Source organism: Thermocrispum sp. (assembly GCF_002919275.1).
In the GTDB taxonomy this organism is placed as follows: Bacteria; Actinomycetota; Actinomycetes; order Mycobacteriales; family Pseudonocardiaceae; genus Thermocrispum; species Thermocrispum agreste.
Map to the genome: position 1 here is coordinate 61,231 of NZ_PKFA01000065.1, position 14,025 is coordinate 75,255.

Genomic DNA, 14,025 nt, shown 5'->3' on the forward strand with positions numbered 1-14,025 from the left:
CTGCTCCAATCACACGAGCTCGGGGGTTCGGATACGCACGCCGAAACGGTCGAGACGGAACGGTGTGAGCAGGGCATGCTCGGTTCGCTGGGCGATCTCGCGGGCGGCCAAGGCCCCGGTCACCGGCCCGAGCGTCACGCCGAGCGTGCCGTGCCCGGTGGCGAGGTAGAGGCCTTCGTGGGTGGGCACGGGCCCGATCACCGGCAGGTCGTCCGCGGTCGTCGGGCGGTGACCAACCCACTCGACGTCGATCTCGGTGGGCCGCCAGGTCTTCAGGTAGGACAGTCCTTCGCGGACGACCGTGTCCAAGCGTTTGCGGTCGAGTTCGAAGTCACGGCGTCCGATGTCGAACGTGCCGGACAGCCGGACCGCACCACCGAACGGCGAGCACGCGACCATGCTTTCGTAGAGCTTGAGCGGATGAGAGGGCGCCGTTCCCCGGCCGTAGGCCGTCATGCTGGTGCCCTTCGCAGCTTCCAGCGGAACCGGCACGCCCAGTGGTTTCAGCAGGGCGCGCGATGCGTATCCCGCGGCGACCACGACCTGGTCGGCTTCGAGCTGCCGGCCCTCCGAGGTGTCGACGGTCCATTTCCCACCGGGTCGCGATTGGAGCCGGACGGCCGCATCGTGCTCGATGACCGCGCCGCCGTTGGCTGCCAGGGCTTTCGCCAACCCGGCAGTCAGCGTCTCCGGGCGTACATGCCGCTCTGAGACCAGGTGGACGACTCCCGCCAGGTCCGGGCGGAGGGCAGGATCGAAGGCGACGATGTCCTGGCCGCGGTGGACTTCGATCTCGCCGACGTAGCCCAGCGAGCGCATCCGATCGGTCAGCCGCCGGAACTGCTGAAGATTCGCGGCGCGCTTGAACACCACGGCGAGCCCTTCGGTGTGGTGCTCGAAGGTGACGCCGCGCTCGAGGAGCGAGTCGACGTGCTCATGGGCGTGACGGGCGAGGGCCTGGAGGGCGGCCGTTGCCCGGCTGCTTCGCCTCTTGGAGCAGGCCCGCAGGAACCTCATGACCCAGGAGGCGAAATCCCACTCCAGATGCGGGCGCAGACGTGCCGGAGCTGCAGAGCTGAAGAGGCTACGCACCGCGTCCCGCACCGCGCCTGGCGCGGCCCGGGGGACTGACAAAAACGGCGTGATCCACCCGGCATTGCCAGCCGAAGCTCCTGCGCCCACCGCGCCCGCGTCGAGCACGGTCACCTCGAGACCGAGATCGGACAGCTCGTAGGCACATGCCAGTCCGATGACGCCCGCGCCGATGACCACGATCGTCATCGGGCGGCTCCCGCCAGCTCGCCAGTCACGTAGTACTCCCTTCACATCGGCGCCCGTCGCTCGCGCGGATCAGGCGGCACGTCCTGCACTCCCTAGCGGGCCGGGACATCCGGGGTTCCCCGTCGGCAGTGCTCCGGTCACCGGAACCGAGTCCAAAACACCGCACCTCGGTGCACCCGAATCCCAGGTCCACCCGGCGCTTGCGGGTGCCCCCGAACTCTGGTCACCCGAACTGTCGTTCGGTGCACCCGCACGCCCGTCACCCGATGCGCGGTCCGGACGACCGGGCGCCGGGTGCCATCGACCCGGACTGCCTGTGCTCGGTTCGCCGGTGCCTCGGCCGCCCGAGTCACGGTCGGTTTGCCGGAACGTCGGCAGCCCGGGCCGTGGTCGGGATCCGCCGACCGCGTCCCGAACCGTGGCCCGATCACCCGAACCGGGGTTCGTCACACGGACGACGGTAAATGTGATCACACATCACAGTCAACCCGATGTGATAACAGATCTCGCGCGGTAGGATCGTCTTGTGGCTTACCTACGCGATCCCGGACAGGCGGACCCGGCGGCACCCGTCGTCGCCGCTCCCCTTGCCGATCAGGTTTTCGCGCTGCTCCGCGGATGGATCATCAACGGAGAACTGCTTCCGGGCGACCGACTGCGCATCCGCGATCTGGCCGACCGCGTCGGCACAAGCGTGATGCCGGTGCGCGAGGCGGTACGCAGACTGGTGGAATCCGGCCTCGCCGTGCACGAGCCCTACAAAGGCGCCACCGTGCGCGAACTCGACGTCACCGAGCTCGAACACGCCTACGACGTGCGCATCCTGCTGGAAGGCGAATGCGCTCGGCTCGGCACACGGGCGGCGCCGCTCGTGGTGGCCGACCGTATGCAGGAACACTGGGAGCTGCTCGAGCAGGCTGCCCGGAACGATGACGTCACCGAGGCCCTGCACCAGGACGAACTCCTGCTCGGCGCGCTGTACGAAGCCTCGGGCAATACTGTCCTCGTCGACCTCATCCGGGGCCTGTGGGACAGGTGTCGCCCGTACAAGGTCGTCTGGGCGAGCAAGGCCAGCGAGAAGGGCAACGTCAGCCTGTGGCACTACAAGCCGGACCTCATCGAAGCAGTACGGAATCGGGACAGCGACGCTGCCGCTGACATCGTGCGGACTTCGTACCAGAAGGCCAAGACCGCCATTCGCGAGGCATTGGCGCGCACCAAGTCCAGCGTCGGCCGCGTGTGATCGCCCACCGCCACGCGACGTCGAAGGGTGTGATCACGATCGGTCACTGTCGTCGCGGCTCCCAGATCGGCACCGACCGCCGGACGATCGCATCGCTATTCCGTCCAGAATGACCTCGGCGCCCAGCCTGAACTGCTCGTCGAAATCGTCGAGTTCGACCGGAGCATGCTGGGCGAGCAGCGGAGCGTGAGCCGCAAGATGTTCCGCGACCGCCGAACGGATCTGCTTGTCACCTTCGGGTGTGCGCACCGTGGCCCACCAGGAGCTTTCCGCCGCCGCGAACCCGATCGCGTAGTTGGTGAGTGCGCCGACCGCCGCGACCAGAGTGGCGCCCGTCAGCCCCGCTTCGATCAACGAGGCGTGAAACCGCTCCGAACGACGCAGCGCGTTCGGGCCGATGAGCGGCCGCGTCGACATCAGCGTGGGCATCCAGCGGTGCCTGAGCATGACCTCGCGCATCCGGCACAGCTGTTCCAGCACAGCGTCCCGCCACGGCATACCGTCCGCGGCCGGCTCGATCTCCCCGATCACCGCGTCGAGGGCAAAGTCCAAGACGTCCTCCCGACCCGACACGTACTCGTACACCGACATCGGCGCCACGCCGAGCCGCCGGGCCAACGCACGCATCGAGAAGCCGTCCAGCCCGCTCACGTCGAGCAGGCCGACGGCGGCTTGCACGATGCGTTTCCGGGAGAGCCGGGGCCGGTGAGCGGGTTCCGTTCGGAACCAAACCGAGTCCATGGTTCCACCGTACACCGTACGGAATTCCGTACGACTACTTTCCAGGTGCATGAGCGACGATCAGGACTGGCAGCGCCGCTACTGCTTCCTCGCGTTACGACTGAATCGCCTGCTGCATGGCAGCGCCCTGCTCTACTACGGTCCGGCAGAGTGGCAATCACAGGTGGCGGCAGAAGAGCCCACTGCGGCGGAATTGCTGATCGACGAGGCAGACGAGCTCTTGGCTGACGCAGACTCGCCGCACCTCGTCGCCCATCTCGACGCAATGAAGGCAGTCGCGCGATTCACGACCGGGCAGCCGATGCCCTTCGGCGACCTGGTGGACGCGATCGTCGGCCTGCCGGCGGAGTGGATTCCCGAGACCATCTTCGAACACGCCCACGAACTGCTCGACCGAGCGCTGCCGCCCCGGCACGGGTCCCTGGCGGAGCGCTACCAGGCGTGGCAGCGGCACTACTCGGTCACCGATCTTCGGTTGATGGAACGTCTCGTCCTCAAGACAGATCACGAGTGCCGAGTGCGTACTCGCCGAATCCTCGGCATCGAGCCCGACGACGCCGTCGACTGTCAGGTCGTGCCTGACGCTCATTTCCACTTCGCCGGCCTGTACCGGCCGACCGCGCCGTCGACGATCTTCGTCAACGCCGGCAGACCCTTCAACGTCGCCGATCTGATCTACAACGTGGCCCACGAAAGCCACCCGGGCCACATCGCCGAGACACGCACCAAGATCCGTCGAGCCACCCGCCTCGACCAGCGAATTCGTTTCCTCTTCTCACCGTCTCTCGCGCTCGGCGAAGGCATCGGGCTGGCCGCCGAGTCCGTCATCTTCCCCGGCACCGAAGCGACGGAATGGCTTCGCCACACAGTGCTTCCGGACACCGGGATCGAGTACGACGGAAGCGATGTCGCCGACATCCACCTGGCCAAGAACATGCTGTGGGGTGTGTGGGCCAACGCTGCCCTGATGGCCGCCGAGGGCCGGGCGAACGACGACATCGCCGACTATTTGGCGCAGTGGGCGCTCTACGACGACGACGAGATCACCGCCGTGGTTCCCGCCATGAAACCCTCACCGATGTCCGCCTACTACCTGAGCTACTTCCACACCTGGAACCTGGTGCGGTATCTTGCGGCCGACGCCGGAGCCATGTTCAAGCTCCTGACCGAGCACTGGCTTCCTCGGGACGTCACGCGCCTGGTGCGGTGACCCGGGCGAGGACAAGCTTGGCCGCGACCAGGAGCATCGTGGCGGCGACGACGATCTCGAGTAGCTGCCATGCGCGCGGGCGGGCCAGTAGCGGTGCGAGCTTGCGTGCCCCGAACCCGAGGCTGGTGAACCACACGACGCTGGCCGTTGCCGCGCCCGCGGCGAACAACCACCGACCGTCGAGCGCACCGTGGGCAGCGTCGTACGTGGCAGCGATCGAGCCGATCAGCAGCACGGTGTCCAAGTAAACGTGCGGATTGAGCCAGGTCAACGCAACGGTCCGGGCGATGACGCGGCCACGGGACTCCCCCACCGGCCTCCCGTCGGTGGCGATCAACGCGCCCGGAGAGAACGCCCGGCGGAGCGAACTCGCCGCGTACCACAACAGGAACGCGACGCCGAACCAGGTGACGGCGTCGATGAGCCAGTGAGCGTGGGCGACGGCTGTCCCGACACCGGCGACACCGGCAGTGATCAGAACGATGTCGGACACCACGCACACGGCGATCACTGCGGCGGTGTGGCTTCGCGTCATCCCCTGGCGCAGCACGTACGCGTTCTGAGCTCCGATGGCGACGATCAGGGATCCCCCGGTCAGGAACCCGGCACCGAAAGGAACGAGCACGCATTCCACGCTAAGGCGCGATCGGGAACAGTTCAGCGAAAGATTCTTCAGTATTTGAAGCTGTGCTTCACTGAGCTCGTGCGCTTCCACCCCGCCCAGCTCGAAACGCTGCTCGCGATCGCCGAGGACGGATCGTTCGAGGCCGCAGCCCGCAGGCTGCACCTCACCCCCAGCGCGGTCAGCCAGCGCATCCGCGCGCTGGAATCAGCCGCAGGCCAGGTGCTTGTCCGGAGGACGACTCCCGCCGAGATCACCGACGCCGGCGCGCCACTTCTCCGGCTCGCCCAGCAGCTGCGGATGCTGACGGCCGAGGCCGGTGCGGAACTGGGGCACGACGACGTCGTGGAGCTGCGGGTGGCAGTCAACGCCGACTCACTGGCGACGTGGTTCCGGCCGGTGCTGTCCGCCATCGGCCGGCTCCGCAACACTGCACTCCAGCTCGCCGTCGAGGACGAGGGGCATTCCCACGAGCTGCTTCGCCGAGGCGAAGTCCTCGCCGCGGTCACCAAGGAGCCAAGGCCGGTGCAGGGATGCAACGTCGAATTTCTCGGCTCGCTGCGCTACCGGGCTGCAGCATCCCCGGAACTGCTCGCCGAGCATCAGCACGGTGCGGACGTGGACTGGTCCGCCATGCCGATGCTCGTGTTCAACGAGAAAGACCGGCTCCAGGACACCGTCCTCGCCGCCCACCAAGCGTCACGGCCCCGCGTGATCCATCGGGTTCCCAGCTCGGCCGACTTCTTCGAGGCCGTCCGTGCCGGCCTCGGCTGGGGCCTGATTCCTGTCCCCCAGCTCGTCCCCGCTTTGCAGCACGGCGATCTGGTGTGCATTCCTGGCACCGGGCCGGTCGACGTCGATCTGTTCTGGCAGCGGTGGCGTCTGCGCAGCCCGGCACTCGACACGCTGACCGACATGGTCAAGGCGGCCGCTCGATCCGAGATGCACCGGCAGGAAGACAGCGCTTGAACGCCACCCCCTGCTGCCACAAGTGGCCACTTGGGCCGGCCGGAGGGCTCCCCCGTGACCAAGGCTCTGTCCGGTGTGACTGCCCAGTCACCGTCTCCCTTCTGCCGTGAGCGAGACGACCTCGACGCTGTTCTCGCTTGCCCGACATGACCGAGATCAATCTGCGTATCGTCTCGGTCATGTTCGCACGCCCGGGTGTGCCTGCGGCTCTTGCAGCCTCCGGAGAGCACGAAACCCCCGAACCTACGACCCGTAGATCCAGGGGTTCCGATGTCCTGAGGCGTCTCGATGGTCGGGCTGACAGGATTTGAACCTGCGACCCCTTGACCCCCAGTCAAGTGCGCTAACCAAGCTGCGCCACAGCCCGCCGCACCCCGCGTCCTGGAGTGCGCGCTCCACGATAGCGCACCGGCCGTCGTCGCCGCTGACGCGGGCATCCCTGCGTCGCGCGTCCGCAGCGGCAGCGGAAACGGTCAGCGCGCCGAAGCCGGAACGGACTCGGCCCTTGCCACTTCCTTCGCCGGCGTGGACTCGATGTCCAACGTGGTGCGCAGCCTGATCGGCTTGAGCAGCAGCGCGGCGATCACGCCGACCACCGCGACCGCGGCCGAGATGAGGAAGATGTGCGCGGTCGCGTCCCCGTAGACCGACTGCACCACCTCGCGAACCTGCGGCGGCAACGCCTCGAGGTTCAGCGCGCTGGGCCCGCCCGAACCGCCGAGCGACGCACCGGTCCCGCCGAAGGCCGCGGACAGATCGGCAGTGACCCGGTTGGCCAGCACCGCACCGAGCACCGACACGCCGACGGTGCCGCCGAGCGACCGGAAGAACGTGATGGCGCCGGTGGCCGCACCCACGTCGGACAGCGGAACCGCGTTCTGCACCGCCAGCACCAGGTTCTGCATCGTCATGCCGACGCCGATGCCGACGACGACCATGGCACCGCCGACCTCCCACAGCGGGGTGGCGTGGTCCATCAGGCCGAGCCCCACGAACCCCAGCACCAGGATCGCCGTCCCGGCGATCACGTACGGCTTGATCTTGCCCGTCCGGCTGATCAACCGGCCCGACACGGTGGACGACACCAGCATCCCGGCCATCATCGGGATCGTGAGCAGCCCGGCCTCGGTGGGCGAATAGCCGCGGCCCACCTGGAAGTACTGCCCGAGGAACACCGCGCCGCCGAACATCGCCATGCCCACCGCCATGCTGGCCAGGATGGCCAGTGCGGGCGTCCGTCTGGTCACGATGCGCAGCGGCACGACCGGCTCGGCCACCCGCGCCTCGACCAACACGGCCACCACCAGCAGCGCCACTGCCCCACCTGCCATGGCCGCGGTCTGCCACGACAGCCAGGCGAACGAGTTGCCGACGAAGGACACCCAGATCAGCAGCAGGCTGACACCGGCGGCGATGAGCGACGCCCCCAGGTAGTCGACCGTGGTGTCCGGGCGCCGCACGGTGGGCAGCTGCAGCGTCTTCTGCAGAACGACGAATGCGATCACGGCGATGGGCACGCCGACGAAGAAGCACCACCGCCAGCCGAGCCACGACACGTCCACGATCAGCCCGCCGAGCAGTGGCCCACCGACCGTCGCCAGCGCCATCACGGCGCCCAGGTAGCCGTTGTACTTGCCGCGTTCCCGGGGCGGGATGATCGCCGCGATCACCACCTGGACCAGCGACTGCAACGCGCCGACGCCGAGACCCTGGAACGCGCGGGCCGCGATCAGCTGGCCGACGTTCTGGGACAGCCCGGCGAACAGTGAGCCGAGCACGAAGATGGCGATGCCGATCTGCAGCAGCAGCTTCTTGCTGAACAGGTCGGCCAGCTTGCCCCAGATCGGCGTGCTCGCGGTCATCGCCAGCAGCGTCGCGGTGACCACCCAGGTGTACTGGGTCTGCGAGCCGTTGAGCGAGCCGATGATGCGCGGCAGGGCGATGGACACCACCGTCGAGCTGATCATCGCGACGAACAGGACAAGCAGCAGCCCGCTCAACGACTCGAGCACCTGCCGTCGCCCCATCACCTCTGGTGTGTCCAAATCCGGCTCCTTCCCATCGACGCGGCTGTTCCCCCGTGATGCACAACGCCGCCGGGCGGGCGAACGTTTCCCACTGAGCAAACTTTCGCAGAGTGAAATAAGCCATATCGAATAAGGTGCTCTCATGGCGACCGCAGAGTCCCTCCGCGATCGGAAGAAGGCGGCGACCCGGCAGGCGTTGCACGAGGTCGCATTGCAGCTCGCGCTTCGCGAGGGGCTGGACAACGTCACCGTGGAGCAGATCGCCGACGAGGTCGGTGTCTCCCGGCGCACGTTCTCCAACTACTTCGCCAACAAGGAAGAGGCCATCCTGCACGCGGAGCGGGAACGCACCAGGAAACTGCTCGACCTACTGCGCGGCCGGCCTCCGGGGGAGAAGGCGTGGCTCGCCCTTCGGCGCAGCGCGCTCCAGCTCTACGGCGAGAAGAGCACACCCGATCTTGCCCGCATCGAGCAGTTCCGGCTGCTCATGCGGCATCCGTCCCTGATGGCCAGGCAGGCAGCCGACCACTTCGCACTCGCCCGGGAGATCGCCGCCGTCCTCCAGGAGCGCGAGCCCGGCATGACCCACGAAGTCGCCAGGCTCACCGCCACGACGTTCATGACGGTGCTGCGCACCGCCGGGACGCTGTGGTTCGAGCAGGGCGGCAAGGAACCCCTGGTCGACGTGATCAATCGGGCACTTGATCGCGTGCACATCGCTTGAGCATTCGTTGCACCCGGTACTGCCGACATCACACGGAACGGCTCTCCTGCGGGAGCCGCGCGCGACCCGGGCAGAGCGGCTATACGTCGATGATGGCCGCCGCGCACCACCGACCGTCGCGATGGTCCATGCTCAGCCCGGACAGTGCCACGGCCTTGGGCACCGCGCCGATGATCTCCACGCCCTCCAGATCCGCGACCGGCATGACCACTCGCAGCATCCGTGACCCGATGTCCACCGTCAGGCCGGCCGCGACGGCGTTCTCCGTGTCCAGCACGTAGATCACCTGGTCGAGCACAGCGACCAGGCGGTCGTCGTCGGTGTCCGCGGCAAGCTCTGCGGACACCGATCGTTCCGGCTGCGCGCGGATGTCGGCGAAGCTGCCGACCATCGCGGCCACCGCCTCGGCGAGGCACGCCTCACGCGTCGGCGCCCACGCTTCGATCCGGATGTCCGCGGTGTGCGGCACGATGCGGTGTCCGCGCTCGCTCGTCATCCCTTGACCACACCCAGCGGGACCAGCTTCGCGACGATCCGGCACAGGCCGGCTCGTTCGGCGACCGACACCACCTCGGACACGTCCTTGTACGCTTCCGGCGCCTCCTCCGCCAGACCACGGCGAGAGGCACCACGCACCGCGATCCCGTGCCGCCGCTCGAGCTGATCGAGCATCTTCGTGACGTCGACCGACTTCACCGCCTGGGTGCGGCTGAGCACCCTCCCAGCGCCGTGACACGTCGAATGGAACGCCCCGCCGTCGGGCACACCGGCCAGCACGTACGAGCCGGTGCCCATCGAGCCCGGGATCAGCACCGGCTGGCCCACTTCGCTCAGATCCGGCGGCAAGTCCGGATGCCGCGGCGGCAATGCGCGGGTGGCACCTTTGCGGTGCACGCACAGCTCCCGCCGCTCGCCGCCGACCTGGTGCCATTCCAGCTTGGCCAGGTTGTGCGAGATGTCGTAGATCAACTCCAGGCCGCGTCCGGTGATGGTGCGGAACACCTCGGCCGCGGCCAGCCCCAGCAGGTGCCGGTTCGCCCTGGCGTAGTTCGCCGCGGCCGCCATCGCCCCGAGGTAGGCACGGCCTTCCGCGGACTCGACCGGCACGCAGGCCAGCTGCCGATCCGGCACCCGGATGCCGTGCTTGGGCATCGCCCGTTCCATGCCACGCACGTGGTCGGTGCAGACCTGGTGGCCGAGTCCGCGCGAGCCGCAGTGGATCATCACGCACACCTGGCCCTCGCGCAGCCCGAAAGCGGCCGCGATCTTCTCGTCGTGGACCTGCTCGACCGCCTGCACCTCGAGGAAGTGATTCCCCGAGCCGAGGCTGCCCAGCTGGGCCAGCCCACGCTCGACCGCGCGGTCGCTGACCTGGCCCGGATCGGCGTCGGAGACCGCCCCGAACTCCTCGCATCGATCCAGATCCCGCTGACTGCCCTTGCCCTGCTCCACCACGTACCGCGCGCCGCCGGTGAGCACCCGCTCCAGTTCGCGACGGCTCTTCATGGGCCAGATCGCGCCTTTGCCGGCCCCGCGCGGCGTCTTCCTGGCCAGTGCGTCCATCAGCTTGTCGCGGACCTCCGCGAACTCCGCACGGCTGAGGTCTGCACCGAGCAGTCGGACACCGCACGAGATGTCGAAGCCGACACCGCCGGGCGAGACCACTCCCCCGGCACGGACGTCCGTAGCCGCCACACCACCGATCGGGAAGCCATATCCCCAATGGATGTCCGGCATGGCATAGGAGGCGCCGACGATCCCCGGCAGCGTCGCGACGTTGGCCACCTGCTGCAGCGACTGATCCCCGGCAGCCTCGGGCAGCAGCCGCTTCGACGCGAAGACCACGCCCGGCACGCGCATGTCGCCGGACGGGTCGATCCGGAACCGGTAAGGCGTCTCCTCGATCAGCTTCATCCTGGACACTCCGTCGTGACGCAAACCCCGAGAACCGAGCGCTCGACGAGTCCACTCATCCGTTGCGGACGGTTCAGCCTCACGGTAACCGCTGTGCTCGCACACGCCCGCCAGGTGCTGGCAAGCGAACCGAAGGTCGTTGTCACTCACCGTTTCGTCAGCTCGTCCAGGCGGGCCCAGTCGATCTGGCCGCCACCGAATCTGGCGGCGCGCAAGTCACCGGAGCGGGCATGCCCTTCGAACCGCTCCACCCTGGACAGCCGACCGCAGATCTCGCCAAGCTGGGCCGAACTCATCTTGTCCCGCACTTCTTGATACGTCACAGTCTTCAGGAACTTCCCCACCCACAGGCCGCCGGTGTAGCGGGCAGCGCCCCGGGTCGGCAGGACGTGGTTGGTGCCGATCACCTTGTCGCCGTACGGCACACAGGTGCGGTCACCGAGAAAGAGGGCCCCGTAGTCGCGCATCGCGTCGAGGGCTTTGCGCGGCTCATGCGTCATGACCTGAACATGCTCGAACGCGTAGCTGTCCGCCATCGCGTAGGCCTCCTCAAGGGTGTCGACGACGTGCACCTCGCCGTGGTCGCGCCAGGCCGCAGTGGCGACCTCGCCGGTGGGCATGCCGGGAAGAAGGTCGTCGATGCACCGCAACACCGCCTTGCCGATCGCCTCCGAGGTGGTGATCAGCACGCACGGGGAATCGGGGCCGTGCTCGGCCTGGCTGAGCAGATCCACGGCGACGGTGAAGGGATCGGCGTGTTCGTCGGCGACGATCAGGGTTTCCGTCGGACCGGCGAACAGGTCGATACCCACCTCGCCGTACAGCTGACGCTTGGCTTCCGCGACGAAGGCGTTGCCCGGACCGGTGAGAATGTCGACCGGCTCGATCGTCTCGGTGCCCAACGCAAGCGCGGCAATCGCCTGCACGCCACCTAGCACGTAGATCTCGTCGGCACCCGCAAGATACATGGCCGCGACCGTGATTGGCGGCGGCCCGCCCTCGCTCGGCGGGGTTGTCGCCGCCACCCGCTCGACACCGGCCACCTTCGCGGTCAGCACCGTCATGTGCGCCGACGCAGTGAGCGGATAGCGCCCACCCGGCACGTACGCGCCGGCGGCACGGACGGGAATGCTCCGCTGCCCGAGGAACACACCTGGCAGGGTCTGCACTTCGAAGTCCCGGATGGAGTCCCGCTGGGCCTGGGCGAATTGCCGTACCTGGCTCTGGGCGAATCGGATGTCGTCCAGCACAGTGGTCGGAACCGACGCCACGATCCGCGCGATGTCGTCGTCGGACAGCCGAAACGACGCCGGTGACCAGCCGTCGAACTTCTCCGAGTAGCGGCGGACAGCGTCGTCGCCGTTCTCGCGCACGTCCGCGATCACAGCGGCGACGGCCTCGGTCACCGCAGGGTCACCTGTCTGCGCGGAGCGGCAGCCAGCAGGACTTTTGAGTGCGTACGCCATGAATGCAAGCTCCTGAACACTACCGGGATGCAGTCGGATTGGGAGGAATCGCCACGCCTGCGCTTGCGCGCCGCGCGTCGACTCGACTCAGCATGCGGCGCCGCGTTGGCACGACATAGACGCACGATGGGCACTCCGCGCGGCGCACACTGCACATCTCGTGCAACCGGTCAGCCGGCCACTGGCCTGCTGCGCACCGCGTGGTCTTCCTGTGCTCCGAGGAAGTCCAGTGCGCGCACCGCAAGGGCGAGGCCCTGCCGCGTTTCGGGGTCCTCCAGGGACTTGCCCAGCAAGCCCTCGAGCCGCTCCAGCCGGTAGTAGAGAGTACGGCGTTGCACGAACAACTTCTCCGCAGCCTGCGACTTGTTACCGTCGCACGCCAGGTAGGCCCGCAACGTCGGCAACAGCGGGTTCGCGGTGGACGCGTCGTGGGCCAGCAACGCCCCGAGCTCGTCCTCGACGTATCGCGACAGCTCGGGCCCCTGGGACAGCGACGCGAGCAGCCTGAGCACGCCGAGACCGTCGAACGTCAACACCGTGGCGGTCTCCCGGGAAGCGGCCGCCGCCGCGGCCGTGCGCGCCTGCCTGATCGCCTCGGGCAGCTGAGCGGCGGTGCACGTCCGGCTGACCCCGGCGCGCAGCCCGCGCCGCTCGAAATGCTCGACGAGCTGCCTGTCACTGCACCGCGCCGACATACCTACCACGGCCAGCACATGTTCGCCGACGTCCGCCATCACCGCGGGGACGTGCAGTGATCGATACACCGAATCCAGGTAGCTGACGCAAGCAGCGTCGTCAGCAGACTGTTTGCCGTGGAAGACCACGACCAAGGGCCGGTTGCGCAGATCTCGTCCCAGACGCAGGGCCCGGTCCACGAATTGCTCACCGGTGATGTCACCGAGGAGCAAGCGGTTGACGATCGAGCTCTGCCGGTGGCCGGCTTGCACTCCGGCCTCCCGGACACCCAGCAGCGCGATCGCAATGGCGTCGGCCGCCCTGTCCAATGCGTACGCCGGGATGTTCGTCAGCCGCTCGCTGCCGTGCAGGATGTGCAGCCATCCCCACCGCTCTCCGCGGAGCACGATCGCCCGGCGAGCGCAACCCGGTGATTCGACCGCCGCCGACCTGGCCACCGGTGTGAGCGCGGTGTCCGGCCGGTGCATGACCCGCGCATGCAATCCCCAGTTCGTCAGCACCTCGTCGGCTTCCGAGGTGCCACCGGCGTATGCGACGACATCGTGGTTGGCGTCCTCCAGTACGACGGGATGACCCACTTGATGTGCAAGTGACTCGGTGAAGGCCCCTGGATCGCTGTTGTCCAGCAACATGCGTATGTATTGGGCGTTGAGCCGTTCGAAAGCGGCCAGCTCGGCCACCCGGTGATCGGTGAGAAATTCGTGCACCTGGGCCGAGATCTCGACGAACGGCAGCTCGCCCTGCAGGCCGACCAACGGCAAGCCGTGCTTGTCCGCCTCTTCCACCAGCGCGGCGGGCATGGCCGAGAAGACACGTCCGCTGAGTTCGACGACCAACACCGACGCGCCAGCGTCGGCGATCTCCTTGATGTAGCGTCGCTGCAGCTCACCGGATCGCCCGATCCCGAGTCCTGCGGTCAGCAGCATCTCCCCGCCACTAAGGAACCGGGCGATGTCCGGTACCTCCACCGGATGCACCCAGCGCACGCTGCGATCCAGGTTGGCGTGCCCGGCGTAGACGCGCCACCTGGTGCGCGAGAACACCTCCAGATGGAGTACGGCCTCGACCGACAACGCCATCGCAACTCCAGCACCGATCCGGCCATTCCGCGGATTGGTGAATCGTATCACCT

12 protein-coding genes and 1 tRNA gene are annotated in these 14,025 nt (G+C 67.9%); 4 read left to right on the forward strand and 9 right to left on the reverse strand.

Annotated elements, in window-relative coordinates; genetic code table 11:
• Positions 1–9 precede the first annotated feature (9 nt).
• Positions 10–1,281, reverse strand: coding sequence for an NAD(P)/FAD-dependent oxidoreductase (locus tag CXP56_RS17270; protein WP_028847250.1), 1,272 nt, complete (start codon positions 1,279–1,281; stop codon positions 10–12).
• 526 nt (positions 1,282–1,807) lie between these two features.
• Here CXP56_RS17270 and CXP56_RS17275 point away from each other — a divergent pair.
• On the forward strand, positions 1,808–2,524 hold the full coding sequence (locus tag CXP56_RS17275; protein WP_084609115.1) for a GntR family transcriptional regulator: 717 nt from the start codon (positions 1,808–1,810) through the stop codon (positions 2,522–2,524).
• Between the two features lie 33 nt (positions 2,525–2,557).
• On the opposite strand, the gene CXP56_RS17280 is transcribed toward CXP56_RS17275, so the two are convergent.
• A complete protein-coding gene (locus CXP56_RS17280; protein ID WP_051310060.1) occupies positions 2,558–3,265 on the reverse strand; it encodes a TetR/AcrR family transcriptional regulator in 708 nt (235 codons plus the stop codon).
• Between the two features lie 49 nt (positions 3,266–3,314).
• Here CXP56_RS17280 and CXP56_RS17285 point away from each other — a divergent pair, with 49 nt between their 5' ends.
• On the forward strand, positions 3,315–4,475 hold the full coding sequence (locus CXP56_RS17285; protein ID WP_286901971.1) for a hypothetical protein: 1,161 nt from the start codon (positions 3,315–3,317) through the stop codon (positions 4,473–4,475).
• On the opposite strand, the gene CXP56_RS17290 is transcribed toward CXP56_RS17285, so the two are convergent.
• Complete coding sequence (locus CXP56_RS17290) at positions 4,456–5,190, reverse strand: LysE/ArgO family amino acid transporter (protein WP_342665103.1); 735 nt, start codon at positions 5,188–5,190, stop codon at positions 4,456–4,458. The two genes, CXP56_RS17285 and CXP56_RS17290, sit on opposite strands and share 20 nt — an antisense overlap.
• On the opposite strand from CXP56_RS17290, the gene CXP56_RS17295 reads away from it, so the two are divergent.
• Positions 5,179–6,066, forward strand: a complete 888-nt coding sequence (locus tag CXP56_RS17295) for a LysR family transcriptional regulator ArgP (RefSeq protein ID WP_028847253.1) — start codon at positions 5,179–5,181, stop codon at positions 6,064–6,066. The genes CXP56_RS17290 and CXP56_RS17295 overlap by 12 nt on opposite strands.
• 289 nt (positions 6,067–6,355) lie before the next feature.
• On the opposite strand, the gene CXP56_RS17300 is transcribed toward CXP56_RS17295, so the two are convergent.
• Positions 6,356–6,433, reverse strand: a tRNA-Pro gene (locus CXP56_RS17300).
• Positions 6,434–6,539: 106 nt separating this feature from the next.
• Positions 6,540–8,093: an MDR family MFS transporter gene (locus CXP56_RS17305; RefSeq protein ID WP_051310062.1), complete on the reverse strand. Its 1,554-nt coding sequence runs from the start codon at positions 8,091–8,093 to the stop codon at positions 6,540–6,542.
• Positions 8,094–8,235: 142 nt separating this feature from the next.
• On the opposite strand from CXP56_RS17305, the gene CXP56_RS17310 reads away from it, so the two are divergent.
• Complete coding sequence (locus CXP56_RS17310) at positions 8,236–8,817, forward strand: TetR/AcrR family transcriptional regulator (protein WP_028847254.1); 582 nt, start codon at positions 8,236–8,238, stop codon at positions 8,815–8,817.
• A gap of 79 nt (positions 8,818–8,896) precedes the next feature.
• Here the strand turns inward: CXP56_RS17310 and CXP56_RS17315 are convergent, their stop codons facing one another.
• The 4 genes from CXP56_RS17315 to CXP56_RS17330 form a co-directional block, all read right to left on the reverse strand.
• Entirely contained in the window at positions 8,897–9,313 is a 417-nt protein-coding gene (locus tag CXP56_RS17315; protein WP_028847255.1) for an archease, read from the reverse strand.
• The gene (locus CXP56_RS17320) at positions 9,310–10,731 is read right to left on the reverse strand and encodes an RtcB family protein (protein WP_286901972.1); all 1,422 of its coding nucleotides are present in this window, start codon (positions 10,729–10,731) and stop codon (positions 9,310–9,312) included. Before CXP56_RS17320 ends, CXP56_RS17315 begins: the two co-directional genes overlap by 4 nt.
• 146 nt (positions 10,732–10,877) lie before the next feature.
• The gene (gene hisD / locus CXP56_RS17325; RefSeq protein WP_286901973.1) at positions 10,878–12,197 is read right to left on the reverse strand and encodes a histidinol dehydrogenase; all 1,320 of its coding nucleotides are present in this window, start codon (positions 12,195–12,197) and stop codon (positions 10,878–10,880) included.
• Between the two features lie 170 nt (positions 12,198–12,367).
• On the reverse strand, positions 12,368–13,972 hold the full coding sequence (locus CXP56_RS17330; protein ID WP_286901975.1) for a PucR family transcriptional regulator: 1,605 nt from the start codon (positions 13,970–13,972) through the stop codon (positions 12,368–12,370).
• Positions 13,973–14,025 lie beyond the last annotated feature (53 nt).

Bases quoted from the DNA above. Each gene is read 5' to 3' on its own strand.
- CXP56_RS17270 (WP_028847250.1), bottom strand. From the start codon at position 1,281: ATGACGATCGTGGTCATCGGCGCGGGCGTCATCGGACTGGCATGTGCC.
- CXP56_RS17280 (WP_051310060.1), bottom strand. From the start codon at position 3,265: ATGGACTCGGTTTGGTTCCGAACGGAACCCGCTCACCGGCCCCGGCTC.
- CXP56_RS17285 (WP_286901971.1), top strand. From the start codon at position 3,315: ATGAGCGACGATCAGGACTGGCAGCGCCGCTACTGCTTCCTCGCGTTA.
- CXP56_RS17305 (WP_051310062.1), bottom strand. From the start codon at position 8,093: ATGGGGCGACGGCAGGTGCTCGAGTCGTTGAGCGGGCTGCTGCTTGTC.
- CXP56_RS17310 (WP_028847254.1), top strand. From the start codon at position 8,236: ATGGCGACCGCAGAGTCCCTCCGCGATCGGAAGAAGGCGGCGACCCGG.
- CXP56_RS17315 (WP_028847255.1), bottom strand. From the start codon at position 9,313: ATGACGAGCGAGCGCGGACACCGCATCGTGCCGCACACCGCGGACATC.
- CXP56_RS17320 (WP_286901972.1), bottom strand. From the start codon at position 10,731: ATGAAGCTGATCGAGGAGACGCCTTACCGGTTCCGGATCGACCCGTCC.
- hisD (WP_286901973.1), bottom strand. From the start codon at position 12,197: ATGGCGTACGCACTCAAAAGTCCTGCTGGCTGCCGCTCCGCGCAGACA.
- CXP56_RS17330 (WP_286901975.1), bottom strand. From the start codon at position 13,972: ATGGCGTTGTCGGTCGAGGCCGTACTCCATCTGGAGGTGTTCTCGCGC.